Origin of the sequence: uncultured Clostridium sp. (assembly GCF_934754915.1) — a bacterium.
GTDB lineage: Bacteria > Bacillota > Clostridia > Clostridiales > Clostridiaceae > Clostridium.
Genome location: NZ_CAKVKB010000022.1, coordinates 24,582 through 42,530 on the forward strand (window position 1 = coordinate 24,582; position 17,949 = coordinate 42,530).

Sequence of the window (17,949 nt, forward strand, 5' to 3'; positions counted from 1 at the left end):
CTCGGCTATTAAATTCTGCAATCTAAATTATATCATATAGATTTTCTTAAAATAAATGTTTATATTTAATATGAGTTGCAAATAAAGAAGATGTCAGATATAGTTTAGTTATATTTTTAAATTAATGTTATTAAATAATATAGGTTCTGCACATAAAAATATGTTATTTGATAATGCCGCGATAAATAATTGCAAATACAGTTTTAGTATGGAACCTGAATATAAGAAAATAATATGATTAAAATAAATAATATAAAGATAATACTAAGAGGTGATAAATTGGAAAAAATAGAAAAAAAAGAAAATGTGAGATTAAAAAATGACAAAAATAAGGATAAAAAGAGAAAACCTAAGAAAAAACTTTCGCCTATGGAGAAAAAAATAAGGATAATTCCTTTAGGTGGTCTTGGGGAAATCGGAAAGAACATGACAGCTTTTGAGTATAAGAATGAAATCATAATTATTGATTGTGGTCTTGCTTTTCCTGATGAAGATTTATATGGAATAGATATGGTTATACCAGATATAACATATATTATAAAGAATAAGGACAAAGTAAAGGGAATGCTTATTACTCATGGACATGAAGATCACATTGGTGCAATTCCATATATATTAAAACAGATTAATATTCCTGTATATGCTACAAAATTAACTTTAGGTCTCATAGAAGCAAAACTGGAAGATCATGAAATGCTTAATGATTGTGTTTTGGAAGAAATAAAGCCCGGTGAATTTGTTGATTTTGAATATTTTAAAGCTGAATTTATAAGAAATAATCACAGTATAGCAGATAGCTGTTCAATTGCACTTCATACACCAATAGGAATTATTGTTCATACAGGAGATTTTAAAATTGATTTTACACCTATAGATAATGAAATGATTGATCTTCAAAGGATGGCACAGTTAGGGAAAAAAGGTGTACTGCTTCTTATGGCAGATAGTACAAATGCACTTCATAAAGGATATACAATGTCTGAAAAGACTGTAGGAGAAACCTTGGAAAATCTTTTTGGGAAAGCTTCTGGAAGGATAATAGTTTCTACTTTTGCATCAAATGTACACAGATTACAGCAGATAAGTGACTGTGCTTTTAAATATAATAGAAAGATAGCTTTCAGTGGAAGAAGCATGGAAAAGATATCAGAAGTTGCAAGAAGATTAGGTTATCTTCATATTCCAGAAGATATGATAATTGGGCTTGATGAAATCAATAAATATCCTAATGACAGAATTACAATTGTAACGACAGGAAGCCAGGGTGAATCCATGGCTGCACTTACAAGGATAGCATCATCTACTCATAAGTTTATAAAAATTGAAAAAGGAGATATGGTCATAATTTCAGCTTCACCAATACCAGGAAACGAAAAGGCTGTATCAAATGTAATAAATGATCTTACTGAAAAAGGTGCAAATGTAATATATAAATCAATAAAAGAAATACATGTTTCAGGTCATGCATGTGAACAGGAATTAAGGCTTATTCAGGCTTTATTGAAACCGAAATTTTTCATACCTGTCCATGGTGAATATAGACATCTTATGACTCATGGAAAAATAGCAGAAAGCATGGGAGTAAACAAAGATAATATATTCATGCTTGAAGTTGGAGATATATTTGAAGTTACAAGAAAACATGCAAAAATAGTTGGAAAAGTTCCTTCAGGAAGAGTTCTTATAGATGGAATGGGCGTTGGTGATGTTGGAAATATGGTACTCAGAGATAGAAAAAACCTTGCTGAACATGGAATGATAACAGTTGTTGTTGCAATAGATATACGAGGAAAAAATATTGTATGTGGTCCAGATATAATATCTAGAGGATTTGTATATGTAAGAGATTCAGAAGCATTGATGAAAGATATAAAGGATATTGTGAGAGAATCAGTGTATAATTGTCTTGAAAATAATATAACTCAATGGGCCGAAATTAAAAATTCAATAAGAAGAGAAGTTGATACATTTATATATAAGACAATGAAGAAAAAGCCAATGATTCTGCCAGTAATTGTGGAATTATAATTGTGGATATTTCATAATTATAATTTTATATGATTTGACTCAAGATATAGTATCTATATTCATTTGAGATATACTATATGTTGAGTTAGATTTTGTATTTATGCCAATATGAAAAATCCTCAATTATAAAATAAAAAATATGCTGTAAAAATAAAATTATATGCTATATTGGTTAAATATGCATATAATTTATTTTTACACTTATTTATCTTTGTGGTATAGTAGATATAGTAATTTTTATAAAAGGGACAAATTGAAAAAATAGGTTGTATGTAATATAAATACGGGAGGGAAAACAAAAATGAGAAGACGTAGGAAAAATGATGGCGGAAAAGCAGCAAAGATTATTGTAATGTCCCTTGGTCCTTTAGCAGCCATATATCTTGGTATGTCAGCATATTTTATGAATCACTTTTTCTTTGGATCAACAATATATGATATAAATGTTGCCGGTAAAACTGTTGAAGAAGCAGAAACGCTATTGTCTGAAGATATTTCAGGATATACGCTTGAACTTGATGGAAGAAATAATGTTTCAGAGCAAATTAAAGGAACAGATATTGATTTACAGTATGAAAAAAATGATAAGGTTGAAAGTTTTAAAAAAACACAGAATCCGTTTTTATGGATAACATCTCTTTTTAGTAAAAATGAACTTACAAATGCACAATTAGTAACATTTAATGAAGATTCATTAAAGAACATAGTTGATAAATCTTCATTTTTTGATGAGAAAAATATAATAAAGCCAGAAAATCCAAGTTTTGAATATTCTGGTGACAGCTTTAAAATAGTTCCTCAAGTTGAAGGAAGTAAAATTGATGAAGAAGCTTTATATGATAAAGTTTCAGATGCAATAAAGAATGGAAATAAAGTAATAGATTTAGATGCACTTGATTGTTATGAAAAACCTAAGTATAATGAAGAATCTCCGGAAGTAATAGCTGCAAAAGATTCTTTAGATAAGGTTGCAGATTCTAAAATAACATATCAATTTGGAAGCAGAAGTGAAGTATTAGATGGTTCTACAATAAGTACATGGCTTGGCGTTGATGATAATATGCAAGTAACTGTAGATGAAAATAAAGCAAGAAAGTATGTCGAAGGTCTAGCTCATGATTATAATACATATGCTAATACAAGAGATTTTAAAACTTCAACAGGTGGAAATATAAAAGTTGTTGGCGGAAATTATGGATGGATTATAGATAAAAAGAAAGAAACAGAGGATCTTATTCAAACTGTAAAAAATGGCGAAGAAGTTACAAAAGAACCTGCTTATTCTCAAGATGCTATATCAAGAGAAAAAGATGATGTTGGAAATACATATGTTGAAATTGATATGACAAAACAGCACCTGTGGTTTTATAAAAATGGAGCGCTTATTGTAGAAGGAGATGTTGTAACAGGTAATGCTGCAAATAACTGGTCAACCCCTGTTGGAACATACAGATTAAACTACAAAGAAAAGAATGCCACATTAAAAGGCGAAAATTATGAATCCAGTGTTACATATTGGATGCCATTCAACAATAATATAGGAATTCATGATGCAGGCTGGAGAAATGCATTTGGAGGGAAAATTTATCTTACAAATGGCTCACATGGATGTGTAAATGCACCATATGCAGTTGCAGAAAAGATATTTCAGAATATTGAGGCAGGTACACCAATTATATGTTATTATGAATAAGATATATACGTTGAAACATTAAGGGTGTGTATCTAAGGTTTTGTCTTTCATTGACAATTGTGAATTATTAATTTTATTAAATCAGCAGTATAGATTTTATATTTACTTGAAATCTATACTGCTGTTCTATTTTAGTTTAATAAGTTTGGAAAAAGTTTAAATTAAGCTGCTGCAATATATATTTTTTGAAAAAATTTAAATTTTGATACCAAAATGACATAAAAAAAGTGTATATTATTATATAACAGAGGAGGTGAGAAAGAATGGGAAATATAATAAAAATAAATATCTATGCAGAAAAAGAGAAAAAACTCAATAGCAAAGTAAAACTGAAAAACTTAGAGAAAAATATCCGAAGATATAATGAGTGGTTGAGAAGAACTGACAGAGAGGATAAGATAGAAAACTATGAAATGTTTTTACAAGCTAAATAAGTTTTATTAGAGGCAGATTAAACATAGAAGTTTAATTTGCCTCTATTTTTTTAGAAAATTATATGTTGAAATAATTTATGTATGATTTTTGAAAAATATAAAAAACATGCAGTTGAAGAAAGAGTTTTTATATGAAATGAAATCTGGAAAATATTTAAATCTAAAACATAAATTTTTAATAGATTAAAATAAGCTAGAAAACAAATGTATTATGCAGGAAAGATTTATGCTACAGTTATTTTTTGTATTAAATTGTTAAAAGCATGTTCTTAAATAATAGAGAAAAGTATATAAAAAAAGAGTTATAATATACATATTTAAGATTAAATGGTAAAATATATATGGAGGGTAAAAGATTTTTATAAGGGGTGGTATGATGTGAAAAGTATAAAAAGTAAAATATTTATAGCTATATTAATATGTTCAATAATGATTTCAGCTATAGTAGGAATAATAAGTATAAAGAATTCTACAAATGTTGCAAATTCAGATTCGAAAGAAAGACTATCACTTATATGTCAAGTTGAGCAGCAAGAATTGAACAAGAAAATATCTAGTATAGAAGGTTCAGTAAAGATATTAAGTGATATAGCTGTCAACAGTCTAGATGATGTGGAAAAATTTAAAACAGATCCAGAGTATGTAAAAGAATATGAACAGAAGATAGAAGGAATAGCAGAGAAAGTTGGAGATAATACAGATGGAGCATTGACTTTTTATGTGAGATTCAATCCAGAATTTTGTGAACCTACATCTGGTATTTTTTATTCAAAATCAAGTGTTGATAGGGATTTTGAAAAACTTACTCCAACAGATTTCAGTCAATATGATCCAGAGGATTTGGAACATGTTGGATGGTATTATATTCCTATAAAAGCTAAGCAAGCTACATGGATGGATCCATATCTTAATTCTAATATAGATAAATATATGGTATCATATGTCATTCCTCTATTTAAGGATGGAGAAACAATTGGAGTTGTAGGAATGGATATAGATTTTAATGAAATAACAGATATTGTAAAAGAAACGGAAATTTATGACACTGGATATGCATTTTTGGTTAATGCTGAAAACAAAATAATGTATCATCCTGAACTTGATATAAATACAGCACTGGAATCAGTGGAAGATGGAATTATGAAACCTTTAATTGATGATATAGGAAGCTTTGATGAACAATCAGAAAAACAATATATTTATAAATATAATGGTGAAGAGAAGATGTTGAGTTATTGCAAGGCATCAAATGGATGGGGGCTTCTTCTTACTGCACCACAGAATGAGATACTTAAAGAATCAAAAGATCTTACATTTAAAATAGCACTTGTTCTAGCTGGAGGAATTGTCATTGCAATGATAATATCATATTTTGTAGGAGGAATAATTGCGAAACCTATTGTCAATGTTACAGGAATTATAAAAAAAGCTGGAGAACTTGACTTTACATATAATAAGAAAAGTGATTCGCTTATAAAATATAAAGATGAAATTGGTGAATTGTCCAGAGCTTACGAAAATATGAGAAGAGAATTGGAATCGCTAATAAAATCTATTTATAAGGAATCTGAGAATATGAAAGGAAGCAGTAATGAACTAGCAATGACTGTGGATTATCTTATAGAAAAGTCAAAATATATAGAAGATGCAATTAATAAGATAACTTATGATATACAAGAAACAAGTTCTTCATCAGAAGAAATAAGTGCATCAATACAACAGGTAAGTACAAGCGTAGATGTTCTTTCAGAAAAAGCAGTGGAAGGAAGTGATAATTCAAATGGTTCTAAATTAAGAGCAGAATCAGTTAGAAAACAGGGAAGCGATTATGAGAAGAACATGAAAGAAGTCTATGCTGATAAAGAAAAAGAACAGATAAAATTTATTAAAGAAATTCAAGTGGTTGATAATATAAGAGTTATGGCAGATACAATTGCTGATATAGCAGAACAAACAAATCTTCTTTCCTTAAATGCATCAATTGAAGCTGCAAGGGCTGGAGAACATGGAAAGGGATTTGCTATAGTAGCAGAAGAAATAAGAAAACTTTCAGAACAGTCATCAGGTGAGGTTGAAAATATAAGAAATATAATTTCTGAAGTGAAAGAAAAGATTGATAATCTTTCTAATGGAAGTAAAGAAATCCTTGAATTTATGGATTCCAATATGGAAAGTCAATTTAAGATTTTGTCCGAAGTGAGCAGCAATTATTATAACGATTCAGAATTTGTAAGTGAAATGTCAGATGAAATTGCATCTATGTCACAGGAATTAGAAGCAACAGTTAGAGAAGTTACACAGGCAATTGAAGTTACAACAAGCCATGCACAGAAATCTTCTGAAAGTGCAGAAGCTATAGAATCTAGTATAGGAGAAGTTACACAGGCTGTTGATTCAGTATCAGAAACAGCAAAGAAACAGAAAGAAATATCAAATAAATTATATGATATGGTCAAAAAGTTTAAATTATAAATTTAAATCAGAATTTTCAAGAATATTTTGTCTTAATATTGCTTTAAATGAGTACATTTCCTAAGAATTCATGGGTGATTTCAAAAATTGCAAATTGTCAATTGTGCAGTGTTGATGATAAATTATAAAAAAACTTTAAATTTTCTTTATAATTTAATACAATATAATAAGAATTAATAATAAAATAATTATAAAATTTTGTTGTAGTGACAGATTATATAAACATCATAAGATATATGTTTTAATTATAAGGTTACAAAATAATTAACGGAACCTGATAAAGATTTCATTATTAATTGTATATTGTTAATTGAAACATATATGAAGGGATAAGAAGTTTTAAGGAGTGACAAAAATGGTATCAAAAGAAATGTATGAATTAGGAAGCAAAAAATCAACAATAAGGACAATATTTGAATATGGAAAAGAACGAGCTAAGGTAGTTGGTGAGGAAAATATCTATGATTTCAGTCTTGGAAATCCTAATGTTCCTACACCTAAGCCTATTACAGATACAATGATTGATATATTAAAAAATGAAGATCCATGCAGTATTCATGGATATACTGTAGCTCCTGGGGATCCAGAAGTAAGGGAAACTTTATCAAAAAGCATAAATAAAAGATTTGGAACAAACTTCTCAGGAAAGAATTTGTTTATGACAGCAGGTGCAGCTGCATCAATAACTATATGTTTTAAAGCATTGACTGAAGAAAATGATGAATTTATAGCTTTTGCGCCATATTTTCCAGAGTATAAATGTTTTGTTGAATCAACAGGTGCAAAGCTTAAAGTTGTTCCAGCTAATCTTGAAAATTTTCAGATTAATTTTTCTGAATTTGAAAAGATAATAAATAAAAATACAAAAGGTGTCATAATAAATTCACCTAATAATCCAAGCGGGGCAGTATATTCAGAAGAAACAATAATAAAACTTGCGCAGATATTAAAGGAAAAGCAAAAAGAATATAATCATCCAATATTTATAATAGCAGATGAACCTTATAGAGAAGTAGCGTACAACAATGTAAAAATACCATACATACCAAAATACTATGAAAATACTTTAGTATGCTATTCATACAGCAAATCTTTTTCACTTCCAGGAGAGAGAATTGGATATATTGTAATTCCTGATGAAGTTGCAGATTTTAATCTGGTATTTGGAAGTATTGCAGGTGCTGCAAGAGTGTTAACTCATGTAAATGCTCCAGCGTTATTCCAAAAAGTTGTAGCAAGATGTGCTGATGTTCCTTCAGATATAAGTATATATGAAAAAAACAGGGAATTATTATATAATGGATTGATTGACGCTGGTTTTGAGTGTATAAAACCAGATGGAGCATTCTATCTTTTTCCTAAAGCTTTAGAAGAGGATGAAGTGGCTTTCTGCGAAAGAGCTAAAAAATATGATTTATTATTAGTTCCAGGAGGGGATTTTGGATGTCCAGGATATTTCAGGGCATCATACTGCATAAGCACTGAAACAATAAAGAAATCTCTTCCGCTATTCAAGAAATTGGCAGAAGAATATAGAAAATAAGTATATGTAATTATGAAACAAGTGGAGATTGGCAGATTTCCACTTGTTTCATAAAAATAGAGTAATAAAGGGAGCAGATTTTTATGCAGCTGATAAAACTTCAAATAGTAAGTCTTATATTCTTAGTAAGTCTGTGGAATTATTATAAGAAAAATAGAAATTTAAGAACATCATATAATTTAGTATATAGAATATGTATTATAAATATTTTTATAAATATAATTTTTGATGTTATAACAGTGTATACAGTAAATAATCTTTCTACAGTTCCTACTTTGATAAATTCTATTGCTCATAAAATTTTTATTTTAACATTAGACTTATCTGCTTTCTATTTATATTTATACATTAGTTTATATATAAGAAATACTGAAAAATCTAAAATATTAATTAAAAATATAATAATTACCATTCCTATAATTGTCTCTTGTTTTTTTGTTATTTTTGGAACAGTAGACTATAAATATGGTGATCCCACTAATTATTTATATGGAACAGTAGCAAATACAATATATGTGAGTATTCTTTTTTATACTATAGTTATGTTTGGCTATTGTTTTAAATATAGAAAAATAATAGAAAGAAAAGTGATAAATGGTATGCTTTCAGCTATATTAGCAATATCAGCAGGAGGTATTATTCAAATGATATTTCCAACACTTTTATGTTCAAGTGCAACCCAGACATTAGTTATGTATATGTTATTTTTCTCTTTTGAAAATCCCGCAGAATTTATAGATAAGACTACAGGAATATTGAATCAATATGCGTTTTTTAAAGTCTTAAATGATAAAATATTTATACATAAAAGATTTTTTGTTGTTGTAGCTTATGTTGATGAGTGGGATAAGAAATTTAAAAGATCTATAATATCTAAACTTGATAATAAATTGAATTATAAATTCAAGACTGATCTATATAAATTGTTTACGGGATGTTTTGCAGTTATTACATATAATGAAGAAGCAGTAAAATTATTTCTGTTAGAAATGAAAGATATAGTGTATGATGATAATTCTATAATAATTTATAAATATCCAGAAAATATTGAGTGTCAGGAAATGATTTTAAAAGGCATTGAATTGCTAGACAATACATCAATAGAAAATATGATATATATAGATAAGAGTACTGGAATAAGAAATAGAAATGCATATGAAGATAGGATGAAATTGCTAAATTCAGGACTTGAAAGCATAAAAGATTTATGGGGGATAATAGTAGATGTAAATCATTTGAAAAGAGTGAATGACAATTATGGGCATCTTCAAGGAGATCATTTGATAAAAATGGCAGCAAATATAATAAAAGAAGCATTGAAAGACCAATATAAAGTATATAGAATTGGCGGAGATGAATTTGCTGTTTTTTTAGATAATTACAGTGGTTATAATTCCAAGAAAATAGTTAATGATATAAGGAAGACACAAGAAAAATATAATAAAAATGAAAATATAGAGATAGATTTTTCAATTGGATATACAAATTTTAAATATCATAAAGATGTTTATGTACAGGATATGATGAAAAGAGCTGATAGAAATATGTATGCCAATAAGAAGAGAATGCATAAAAATAGGCAGTAAAATAGAACTAAAGAAATTATAAATCAATTTTAGAATGAAATTAAAATATATAGTATAAAATTGCTGGATATTATAAGTTTTTATATTTATAAGTCTGGCAATTTTATTTTTAATATTTAAATTTATAAAAAAATTTCATATGTTGCAACACTTTTGGATTTTGGTTTGTATTGTATATGAAAAGTAATTAATATTATGAAAATGTTATTAGAAATTTTGGATTTGAATTACTATTAATAGAGGAAGAAGATGATATGATTAAAGGAGGTATGATGTATAGAAAATATTTTTAAATATTAAATAAATACTATTAAAGCCATAATCATCATGGGCGCATTAAATTATATATTTATTAAATCATATTAACGGGAAAGAATATGAGAATTGACAATATAAAATATGGACATCTTGGGAAGGATAATTTAATATTGTAGATTAGAAATTGATAAATTTTTATTAATTTATTGTGCTGCAAGGATGAAAGGATGAGTTTTATAATGAATGAAATTTCATTGAGCGTAGATGAAATTATTTCACGTGATTTAGACAATTATGGGGACATGCTGCTTAGATTTGCTTATTCATATATGAAAAATATGTATGATGCAGAAGATGTGGTACAAGAAGTCTTCATCCAGTTGCTTAAAAATATGGACAAGGTTGAGAGTGAGGAGCATAAAAAACATTGGCTTATTTATGTTGCACGAAATATATGTAGGAATAAATTGAAGTCATCATGGTTAAAAAAACATGTGGAAATGACAGATGTTCCTTATTATGACGAATATAAGGAAGACAATGTTATCAATAAAGTGTTGGGGCTTCCGCTGAAATATAGAGAAGTTATATATTTATATTATTATCAGAATTATAATACAGTGGAAATTGCACATATGATAGATAAGAAGGAAGCAACAATAAGATCATTATTGTCCAGAGGAAGGAAAATCTTAAAAAAAGAATTAAAGGAGGAGTACACTTTTGAATAAGAGGCCTAGACATGAATTTGAAAAAATAGTTATGGATGAAGAAATGAAAAAGAGAATACTCCACAATGTTTTAAACACTAATTTACAGAATGAAAATAATCATGCTCATAAAATAAAAAAGAGCAATTACATAAAAAGAAGCATGGTTGGAGTTGCAGCCTGTTTTACAGTAATTATATGTTTAAATGTAGTTAAAGAAAATCCACAGTTGTTTAATATGAATAAATTTGAAGCTCCTAAACAGGAAGAAATAAAGGATTCAAATTCAGAACCAGAGCATAGAAATAGTGAAGAAGAAATAACAGAAAATAATATTAATGATAATGAAAGTACTGTATCACAGACTGGTGAAGCAGATAATAATTACAATGAAGATTATGAACATAAAATCAATAAAAATGAACAGTCAGAAAGCCAAGAACATAATAACATAGAAAAAAATGAAAAGGAGTCAGATAAATCACACAATACTGAATATATTAAAGATAATTCAGTAGAAAATTCTGATGATTCAATTAAACCATCGTCTGAAACTTCAAATAACGTTAATACATCAGAGACAGAATTACCTAAAGGCAAAAATAATAGTGAAAATTCATTGAATTCTACTTCAGAAAGTGATAAAAATGGAATATTACAAAAAAAAGAAAAAGATTATTCAGCTGATTCGTTAGTTGAGCAGAGTGGATTTTATATTAAAGATTGTGAAACATTAGAAGAAGCAGAAAAGCTGGCAAATTTAAAAATGAACAGTATAAAAGAATTGCCTGATAAATTTGAAACTGAAAATATATGTGTTATGTCTAATGAATTAATACAGGTGACTTATGTAGATGATTCAGAAAAAAGAATCAGTTTCAGAGCTGGAAGAGGAAATGAATATGTAAGTGGAGATTATAATATATATGAATTCAAAAATACCTGTGATCTCAATGGTACAACTATAAAGCTGGAAGGAAATAGTGATAAATCAGTTAACCTTGCAAAATGGACAAAAGATGATATATCATATTCTATTTCATCAAATGAAGGCATGGATGAATCAGAAATTTTAAATATGATAGAAAGCAGCTTATAGATTGTAGAAACATGCTGTAAAGAACTGGCGGTAAGTATATTGACATATTATGTTACAATATTTTTGTTAAGTAAACTAAAGTGAGTATATTAAAAAGTAAAAATCACGATAAGATTGTTGTAAATTGAAAGTAAGACACTTTTGATGTTATGGAGGAAGATACTAATGAAAATAATTGTATTAAATGGAAGCCCACGAAGACATGGTAATACAGAAATTATGGCAGAAGCTTTTGCTGATGGAGCATCAAAGAATAATCATGATGTTAAAATTTTAAATGTAGCAGCTATGAATATACGTGGATGTCAGGCTTGTCGTTATTGTTATTCACATTCTGAAAATTGTATTATTGATGATGACATGAAGAAGATTTTTGAAGAACTGAAAGATGCTGATATGGTTGTATTTGCATCTCCAATTTACTGGTTTGATATCACATCACAATTGAAGACAGTCATTGACCGTTTATATGCAGGAGGAAGCACAGGATTTAATTTTAATAAAACAGCACTTCTTCTAGATGCTGGAGCAGATCATGTATTTGATGCAGCAATTGCACAATATAAAGCAATGACATCATATTTGAAATGGAAGGATATGGGGATTGTAACTATGCCTAATATGACTGAAAAAGGTAGTGCAAAAGACAGTCCGGTACTTTCTAATGCATATTCATTAGGAGAAAAATTAAAATGATACAAATAACTTTTCATAAAATATAATCTTGATTCCTTATACATTTATTTATGTGTATTTAAAAGGGATACAGAGTTGATTGGAAGGTAATGCTATAAATCAACAAACTATATAAATTTAAATCTATGAGGTGAAGGCAATGGTAATCAGAACAGCAGAGTTAAGTGATCTTGAGGCAATTGCAGCAGTTGAAGCAGAATGTTTTCCGCCTGAAGAAGCTGCATCTAAAGAAGAGTTTAGAGAAAGATTAAAATTCTATGGGAATCATTTCTGGCTTATGTTTGATAAAGAAAAATTAGTTGCATTTGTAGATGGATTTGTTACAAATAATCCAGATTTATCTGATGAAATGTACGAAAAAGCAGAACTGCATGATGAAAATGGCCAGTGGCAGATGATATTTGGGGTAAATACAATACCTGAAGCCAGAAAAAAAGGATATGCAGGAGAATTGATAAAAAGGGCAGTTTCTGATGCAAAGAAACAGGGAAGAAAAGGTCTGGTGCTTACATGTAAGGAAAGATTAATACCTTATTATTCTAAATTTGGATTTATGAATGAAGGAATATCTGAATCAGTTCATGGTAATGTTGTATGGAATCAGATGAGGCTCACATTCTAAGAATTTTATATAGAAATTTTATCAAAGAAATAACACATAATTAAAATCATTAAGATTAAATTATGTGTTATTTTTTGTTTAATGTGATTTTAATTGGTAAATATATATTTTTTCGAAAGTTTTGTATTGAAGAAATAGTTAATGAGATGAGTTGTTTTATCAAATATATTAGTTAGATTAATTTACATAGAGAAATATTAAGACTGTAACAGGTCTTTTTTATTTTGCATAAATTATATTATAAATAGTTTGAAAATATAATTGTGGATATTTCATAATTATAATTTTATATGATTTGACTCAAGATATAGTATCTATATTCATTTGAGATATACTATATGTTGAGTTAGATTTTGTATTTATGCCAATATGAAAAATCCTCAATTAAAAAACTTACAGCTTATAATATAAATTATATAGTGAATTTGAAACAGATAATACTAGATATTTTAAATGACATAATACAGAAAAATAATTCATATATGCATATATTATTTGTTTTAACAGAATAAGGAGGTGAAAGAATAAAATGGAAAATTTATTGAATTTTATACCGGAGAATCTGATGATTTTAATTGTTGTCATATATGTAGTAGGAATCTTTTTGAAAAAAACAGATAAAGTAAAAGATAATTATATTACAATTATACTAATGATTTTTGGAATTACTTTTGCCATATTATTAGATGTAATCAATAGTCAATATAAAGTGGCATTAGATGTAATTGTAAATGGAATATTACAAGGAATATTATGCTGGGGAGTTGCTGTAGGAGTGAATCAGACAGCTAAACAGTTAGGTAAAAAAGATTGATATACAGGCTTTAGGATAGATTAGGGTAAAATATATGAAAAAATTGGATATTATGTTAAAATAATTTTAGAAATTTTAAGTGGTGACTGATGGGAGAAAAAGTATGAGTATAAGGAAAACAGTAATTTTATTTATAGGAGCAGTATGTGTATTTACATTTTGTATGGGATGTAATGATGCAGGAATAGGAAAGCATTCACAGAATAATTCCTTTGACATTAGTGAAGAAAGTGAAATTAAAAAATTAGAAGATATGAGCAAAGATGAAAAAATTGAAATAGGACGAAATTTATTTGATGAATATATAAATGAAAATAGAACAGATTGGAAGATGGTTAAATCTCAAAATTTAAATAGACAGCCTGTAGTCTGTCTTACAGACTATAAAATTAATGATGTTGACTTTGTAAAAGAAGAAAAAGATAAATTTACTTTAGATATTTCATATGATATTCAATATACTGATGAAAGCAATTTCTGGGTTGCTGGAAATGGAGAACTTGCTGACGATAACTGGGTAGTTAATAAATGTAGTTTTGTGGACATAGAACAGGTTGGGGATAAGTACTTTATTGTTAATGTTTATACTGGATAATACATATAGAATAATTAATTATTCTAACATTTATAATTAAAAATTAAATTTTAGAAATGGAGGACAGTGTATGAAAATATTAAAAAAACAAATTTCAGTTAAATAAATTATTATTACTGGCTTTAGGACTGCTTGTATATGTAAGTGTAACATTTTTGGTTATTCGTGTTATATATAACAATGAAACAATATCTATAATAATTAAAAAAGCAGTTCAGAATTTTACATATATAATATTATTTATAATTACACTAACATTGATGAAAATTTCTACAATATCATTTAAAAAATACGGATTGTTTCTATCTAAGTTTTATATGCAGATGTTATTAGGAGTAATAGTAAGCATTATAATGCTTATTGCTCAGTTGATTTTTTTCAGAAGCATTCCACAGATTCCAAGTCAATTAATATATACATTAATCAGTCAATTTATTGTAAGTATATCTGAAGAAACATTTTGGAGAGGCTTTATTTTAGAAAATGTGGAGGAAATTATAAAATCAAATAATATGACTGTTTTTATATCAGCATTATTATTTGCTTTATATCACTATCCAATAAATCATAGCATTTCACAGGTAATAAATGCATTTTTTTTAGGTATAGTGTTTGGAGTTTTGAGGACAGAATTTAAAGAAACAATAGGAATACCAACTTTGGCAACAGCTCATGCAATAATAAATATTTTCTAAGAATTATATAATATAGGTAATAGTCTTCAACTTGCAGATCTAATTGATGATTGTATTAGTTGTGAACTATTTTATGCATTATATGGAAGGTGAAAATTTCATTATTGAATAATATAGTTCTGGAAGAATGATATAATTAATTGGAAGATAAATTACAATTGGATAGCATAAAATATGTTGTTAAAAATGATGGGAGGATTTTTGTGAATAAATTTGAAGAATACATAGGCTCTCAGTTTGGAAATCCCAGAGGTCTAATTGGAAAGTTGTGCTGCCTAATTATGAACATAATAAATAAAGCAATGTATAGAACAGTAATTTCAAATATAAATGTAGAATCCAGAAATGAAATTTTAGATATTGGATATGGAAATGGATATCTTATAAAGCAGTTATTTGAAAAGACTAAAGCAAATATACATGGAATAGATATTTCAGAAGATATGCTTAAAGCAGCATCAGACAGGAATAAAAATGGAATATATGAAGGAAAAATACATCTTTCATTAGGAGACTGCTGTAATTTGAATTTTAGTGATGGAACTTTTGATATTGTCACTTCCATAAATACTATTTACTTTTGGCCAGATGTGGAAAAGGGTTTAAAAGAAATTAAGAGGGTTTTAAAAAGTGGAGGGATATTTTATAATGCAGTTTATTCTAAAGAATGGCTTAAAAAATTGTCTTATACACAGAAAGGATTTCAATTTTTTGAAAAGGAAGATTACATAGAATTAGGAAAAAGAGCAGGTTTTTCAAAAGTTTTGATTGAAGAAATAGTCAATGGGAAGAGTTATTTTATTAAATATTATAATTAGATAAATAGATAGAGCTTAAGTTGAATTTTTTAAGTTAAATATGAAGATGTAGACTGCTGTGATTATGAAGAAGATGCAGTTGATTTAAAGGTAGAAGATTTATCAACAGATGATACTGTGGTAATTACTTGGAATGCTAAAAGCCTGTAAAGCTTGAATTTATCAAGTTCTTACAGGTTTTTGAATATATAAATATGGATATTTAAGATTCTTAATGGATATGGAGGTATAGAGAATGTCCAAAATGTATGATATTGAAGAAAATTTAATGATGTTAGCAGACTATAATGATCCTGAGCCTCATAAACACCTAGCATCTCATATTATAATTTCTTTGGGCGAGGATATGATATGGAATGTTGAAAATGAAAAAATATCATGCAGGGGAATATGCATAAATTCAGAAGTGGTTCATACAGGAAATATACCACAAAATGGAGCATTTGTATTTTTGTTTACAAAAATAAGTCCATATGGGCAGTCTGTTGATAAGGTTTATCTTAATGGGAAAAAATATCATGTATTAGATGAAAAAATAGTTGATGAAGTGCGTAGACAATACATAAAAGCAAATACTGCAATAGAAAGTAATAGTAATATTTATAACAGGTTTAAATCATATTCGTATAATAACATAGATGTGAAGGATGATGTCAATATTAATAAAAATATGATTTCAGATAAAATTCTTTATGAAAGTCTTATGAGTATATGTGGATTAAATAAAAATGATTTCTGCACTTTTGATAAGAGGGTAAGTGAAATATTGTCTTATATTAAGAAACAGAAATGTATTCAACCTTCAATGGTAGATGAATTAGGCAGAAATGTCTTTTTGTCTAAAAGTCGCTTGTCACATATTTTTAAAAAAGAAACAGGAATGACACTACATAGTTTTCTGGCATTGGAAAAACTTAAAAAGACATCAAAGTATATAAATGAGGGAATGAATATTACAGAAGCAAGCATTGCTGCTGGTTTTGACAGCCCATCACATTGTGCAGCTACATGTAAAAGAATGTTTGGAATATCACTTAGAGAAGTTTATAAAACTATAAAATAAAAATAGCAGGTAATTGAAAGTAATAGTTAAATTTTTACTGTATTATTAATGTGAAATTAGGATTAAATTTAACAGAACTTATATTTTATATACATTTCAATGGAGGGATTTATATGAATACCATATATTATTTCACAGGAACAGGGAATAGTCTTCAAATTGCGGAAGATTTAGCAGAGAATATTGGAGATTGTATTATTAAAAAAGTAACAGAATATAATGGAGAAATGATTAAAGGAGAAACTTTATGTATAGTATATCCAGTATATAACTGGGGGATGCCTCTTATAATAAGTGATTTTTTGAATAAGCTTAATTTAAGTGATGAAACTATGGTCTATGCAGTAGTAAATTGCGGAGGACTTCCTGGAAAAGCACTTGATATGGCAGATGAGGTATTGAAGAAAAAAGGTAAAAAATTAAGTGGAGGGTTTATAATAAGAATGCCTGGAAACTATATTATAAGTTATGGCGCATCAAATGAAAAAAGTCAAAAGAAGATGTTCTGTAAAGAAAAAGAAAGGATAAGATAAGTGTCAAAAAAACATGATTATGATGCAGCTTGGAAAACAATTCTTGAAGCTTTTGAAATAGAAGTGGTGGAAGTTTTATTTCCAGAGATATTTAATGATATAGACTGGGAAATTGGGACTGAAAGTCTTGATCTTGAACTTTCAGAAATACAGAGAGAAATATTTGATAAAGACAGTGCTGAAAAAATAATATCAGATAAAATAATAAAAGTAAGGTTAAAAGATAATAACAGCAAAATATTATTTATTCATGTAGAAGTGCAGAATTATAGCAGCGATGAGGATGCATT

16 protein-coding genes and 1 pseudogene are annotated in these 17,949 nt (G+C 27.8%); all 17 read left to right on the plus strand.

All coding sequences use genetic code 11. From position 1 onward, the window contains the following. Window positions 1-369 precede the first annotated feature (369 nt). Window positions 370-2,028 carry a ribonuclease J gene (locus Q0F58_RS05765; RefSeq protein WP_294373580.1) on the plus strand — a complete coding sequence of 553 codons (1,659 nt, stop codon included), beginning with the start codon at window positions 370-372 and terminating at the stop codon, window positions 2,026-2,028. A 301-nt stretch (window positions 2,029-2,329) separates the two neighbouring features. Further along, window positions 2,330-3,721: a peptidoglycan binding domain-containing protein gene (locus tag Q0F58_RS05770; protein WP_294373536.1), complete on the plus strand. Its 1,392-nt coding sequence runs from the start codon at window positions 2,330-2,332 to the stop codon at window positions 3,719-3,721. A 263-nt stretch (window positions 3,722-3,984) separates the two neighbouring features. Further along, on the plus strand, window positions 3,985-4,155 hold the full coding sequence (locus Q0F58_RS05775) for a hypothetical protein (RefSeq protein WP_294373538.1): 171 nt from the start codon (window positions 3,985-3,987) through the stop codon (window positions 4,153-4,155). Window positions 4,156-4,533: 378 nt separating this feature from the next. Then, window positions 4,534-6,627: a methyl-accepting chemotaxis protein gene (locus tag Q0F58_RS05780; RefSeq protein WP_294373541.1), complete on the plus strand. Its 2,094-nt coding sequence runs from the start codon at window positions 4,534-4,536 to the stop codon at window positions 6,625-6,627. 355 nt (window positions 6,628-6,982) lie between these two features. Next, complete coding sequence (locus Q0F58_RS05785) at window positions 6,983-8,170, plus strand: pyridoxal phosphate-dependent aminotransferase (protein WP_294373544.1); 1,188 nt, start codon at window positions 6,983-6,985, stop codon at window positions 8,168-8,170. A gap of 83 nt (window positions 8,171-8,253) precedes the next feature. Next, on the plus strand, window positions 8,254-9,756 hold the full coding sequence (locus Q0F58_RS05790) for a GGDEF domain-containing protein (protein ID WP_294373547.1): 1,503 nt from the start codon (window positions 8,254-8,256) through the stop codon (window positions 9,754-9,756). Between the two features lie 497 nt (window positions 9,757-10,253). Beyond that, window positions 10,254-10,745, plus strand: coding sequence for an RNA polymerase sigma factor (locus tag Q0F58_RS05795; protein ID WP_294373549.1), 492 nt, complete (start codon window positions 10,254-10,256; stop codon window positions 10,743-10,745). After that, entirely contained in the window at window positions 10,738-11,823 is a 1,086-nt protein-coding gene (locus Q0F58_RS05800) for a hypothetical protein (RefSeq protein WP_294373551.1), read from the plus strand. The genes Q0F58_RS05795 and Q0F58_RS05800 overlap by 8 nt, the downstream gene beginning before the upstream one ends. 165 nt (window positions 11,824-11,988) lie before the next feature. Beyond that, entirely contained in the window at window positions 11,989-12,519 is a 531-nt protein-coding gene (locus Q0F58_RS05805) for a flavodoxin family protein (RefSeq protein WP_294373554.1), read from the plus strand. Window positions 12,520-12,658: 139 nt separating this feature from the next. Further along, complete coding sequence (locus tag Q0F58_RS05810) at window positions 12,659-13,141, plus strand: GNAT family N-acetyltransferase (protein WP_294373559.1); 483 nt, start codon at window positions 12,659-12,661, stop codon at window positions 13,139-13,141. A 529-nt stretch (window positions 13,142-13,670) separates the two neighbouring features. Next, window positions 13,671-13,955, plus strand: coding sequence for a phage holin family protein (locus tag Q0F58_RS05815; RefSeq protein ID WP_294373561.1), 285 nt, complete (start codon window positions 13,671-13,673; stop codon window positions 13,953-13,955). 103 nt (window positions 13,956-14,058) lie between these two features. After that, the gene (locus Q0F58_RS05820; protein ID WP_294373564.1) at window positions 14,059-14,550 is read left to right on the plus strand and encodes a hypothetical protein; all 492 of its coding nucleotides are present in this window, start codon (window positions 14,059-14,061) and stop codon (window positions 14,548-14,550) included. A 155-nt stretch (window positions 14,551-14,705) separates the two neighbouring features. Further along, window positions 14,706-15,245: a CPBP family intramembrane glutamic endopeptidase gene (locus Q0F58_RS05825; RefSeq protein ID WP_294373566.1), complete on the plus strand. Its 540-nt coding sequence runs from the start codon at window positions 14,706-14,708 to the stop codon at window positions 15,243-15,245. Window positions 15,246-15,448: 203 nt separating this feature from the next. Next, window positions 15,449-16,063, plus strand: a complete 615-nt coding sequence (locus tag Q0F58_RS05830; protein WP_294373569.1) for a class I SAM-dependent methyltransferase — start codon at window positions 15,449-15,451, stop codon at window positions 16,061-16,063. A gap of 235 nt (window positions 16,064-16,298) precedes the next feature. Then, window positions 16,299-17,126, plus strand: coding sequence for a helix-turn-helix transcriptional regulator (locus Q0F58_RS05835; protein ID WP_294373571.1), 828 nt, complete (start codon window positions 16,299-16,301; stop codon window positions 17,124-17,126). A 113-nt stretch (window positions 17,127-17,239) separates the two neighbouring features. Beyond that, on the plus strand, window positions 17,240-17,659 hold the full coding sequence (locus Q0F58_RS05840; RefSeq protein ID WP_294373574.1) for an EFR1 family ferrodoxin: 420 nt from the start codon (window positions 17,240-17,242) through the stop codon (window positions 17,657-17,659). Then, window positions 17,660-17,949: pseudogene (locus tag Q0F58_RS05845) on the plus strand (hypothetical protein); the annotation flags it as partial.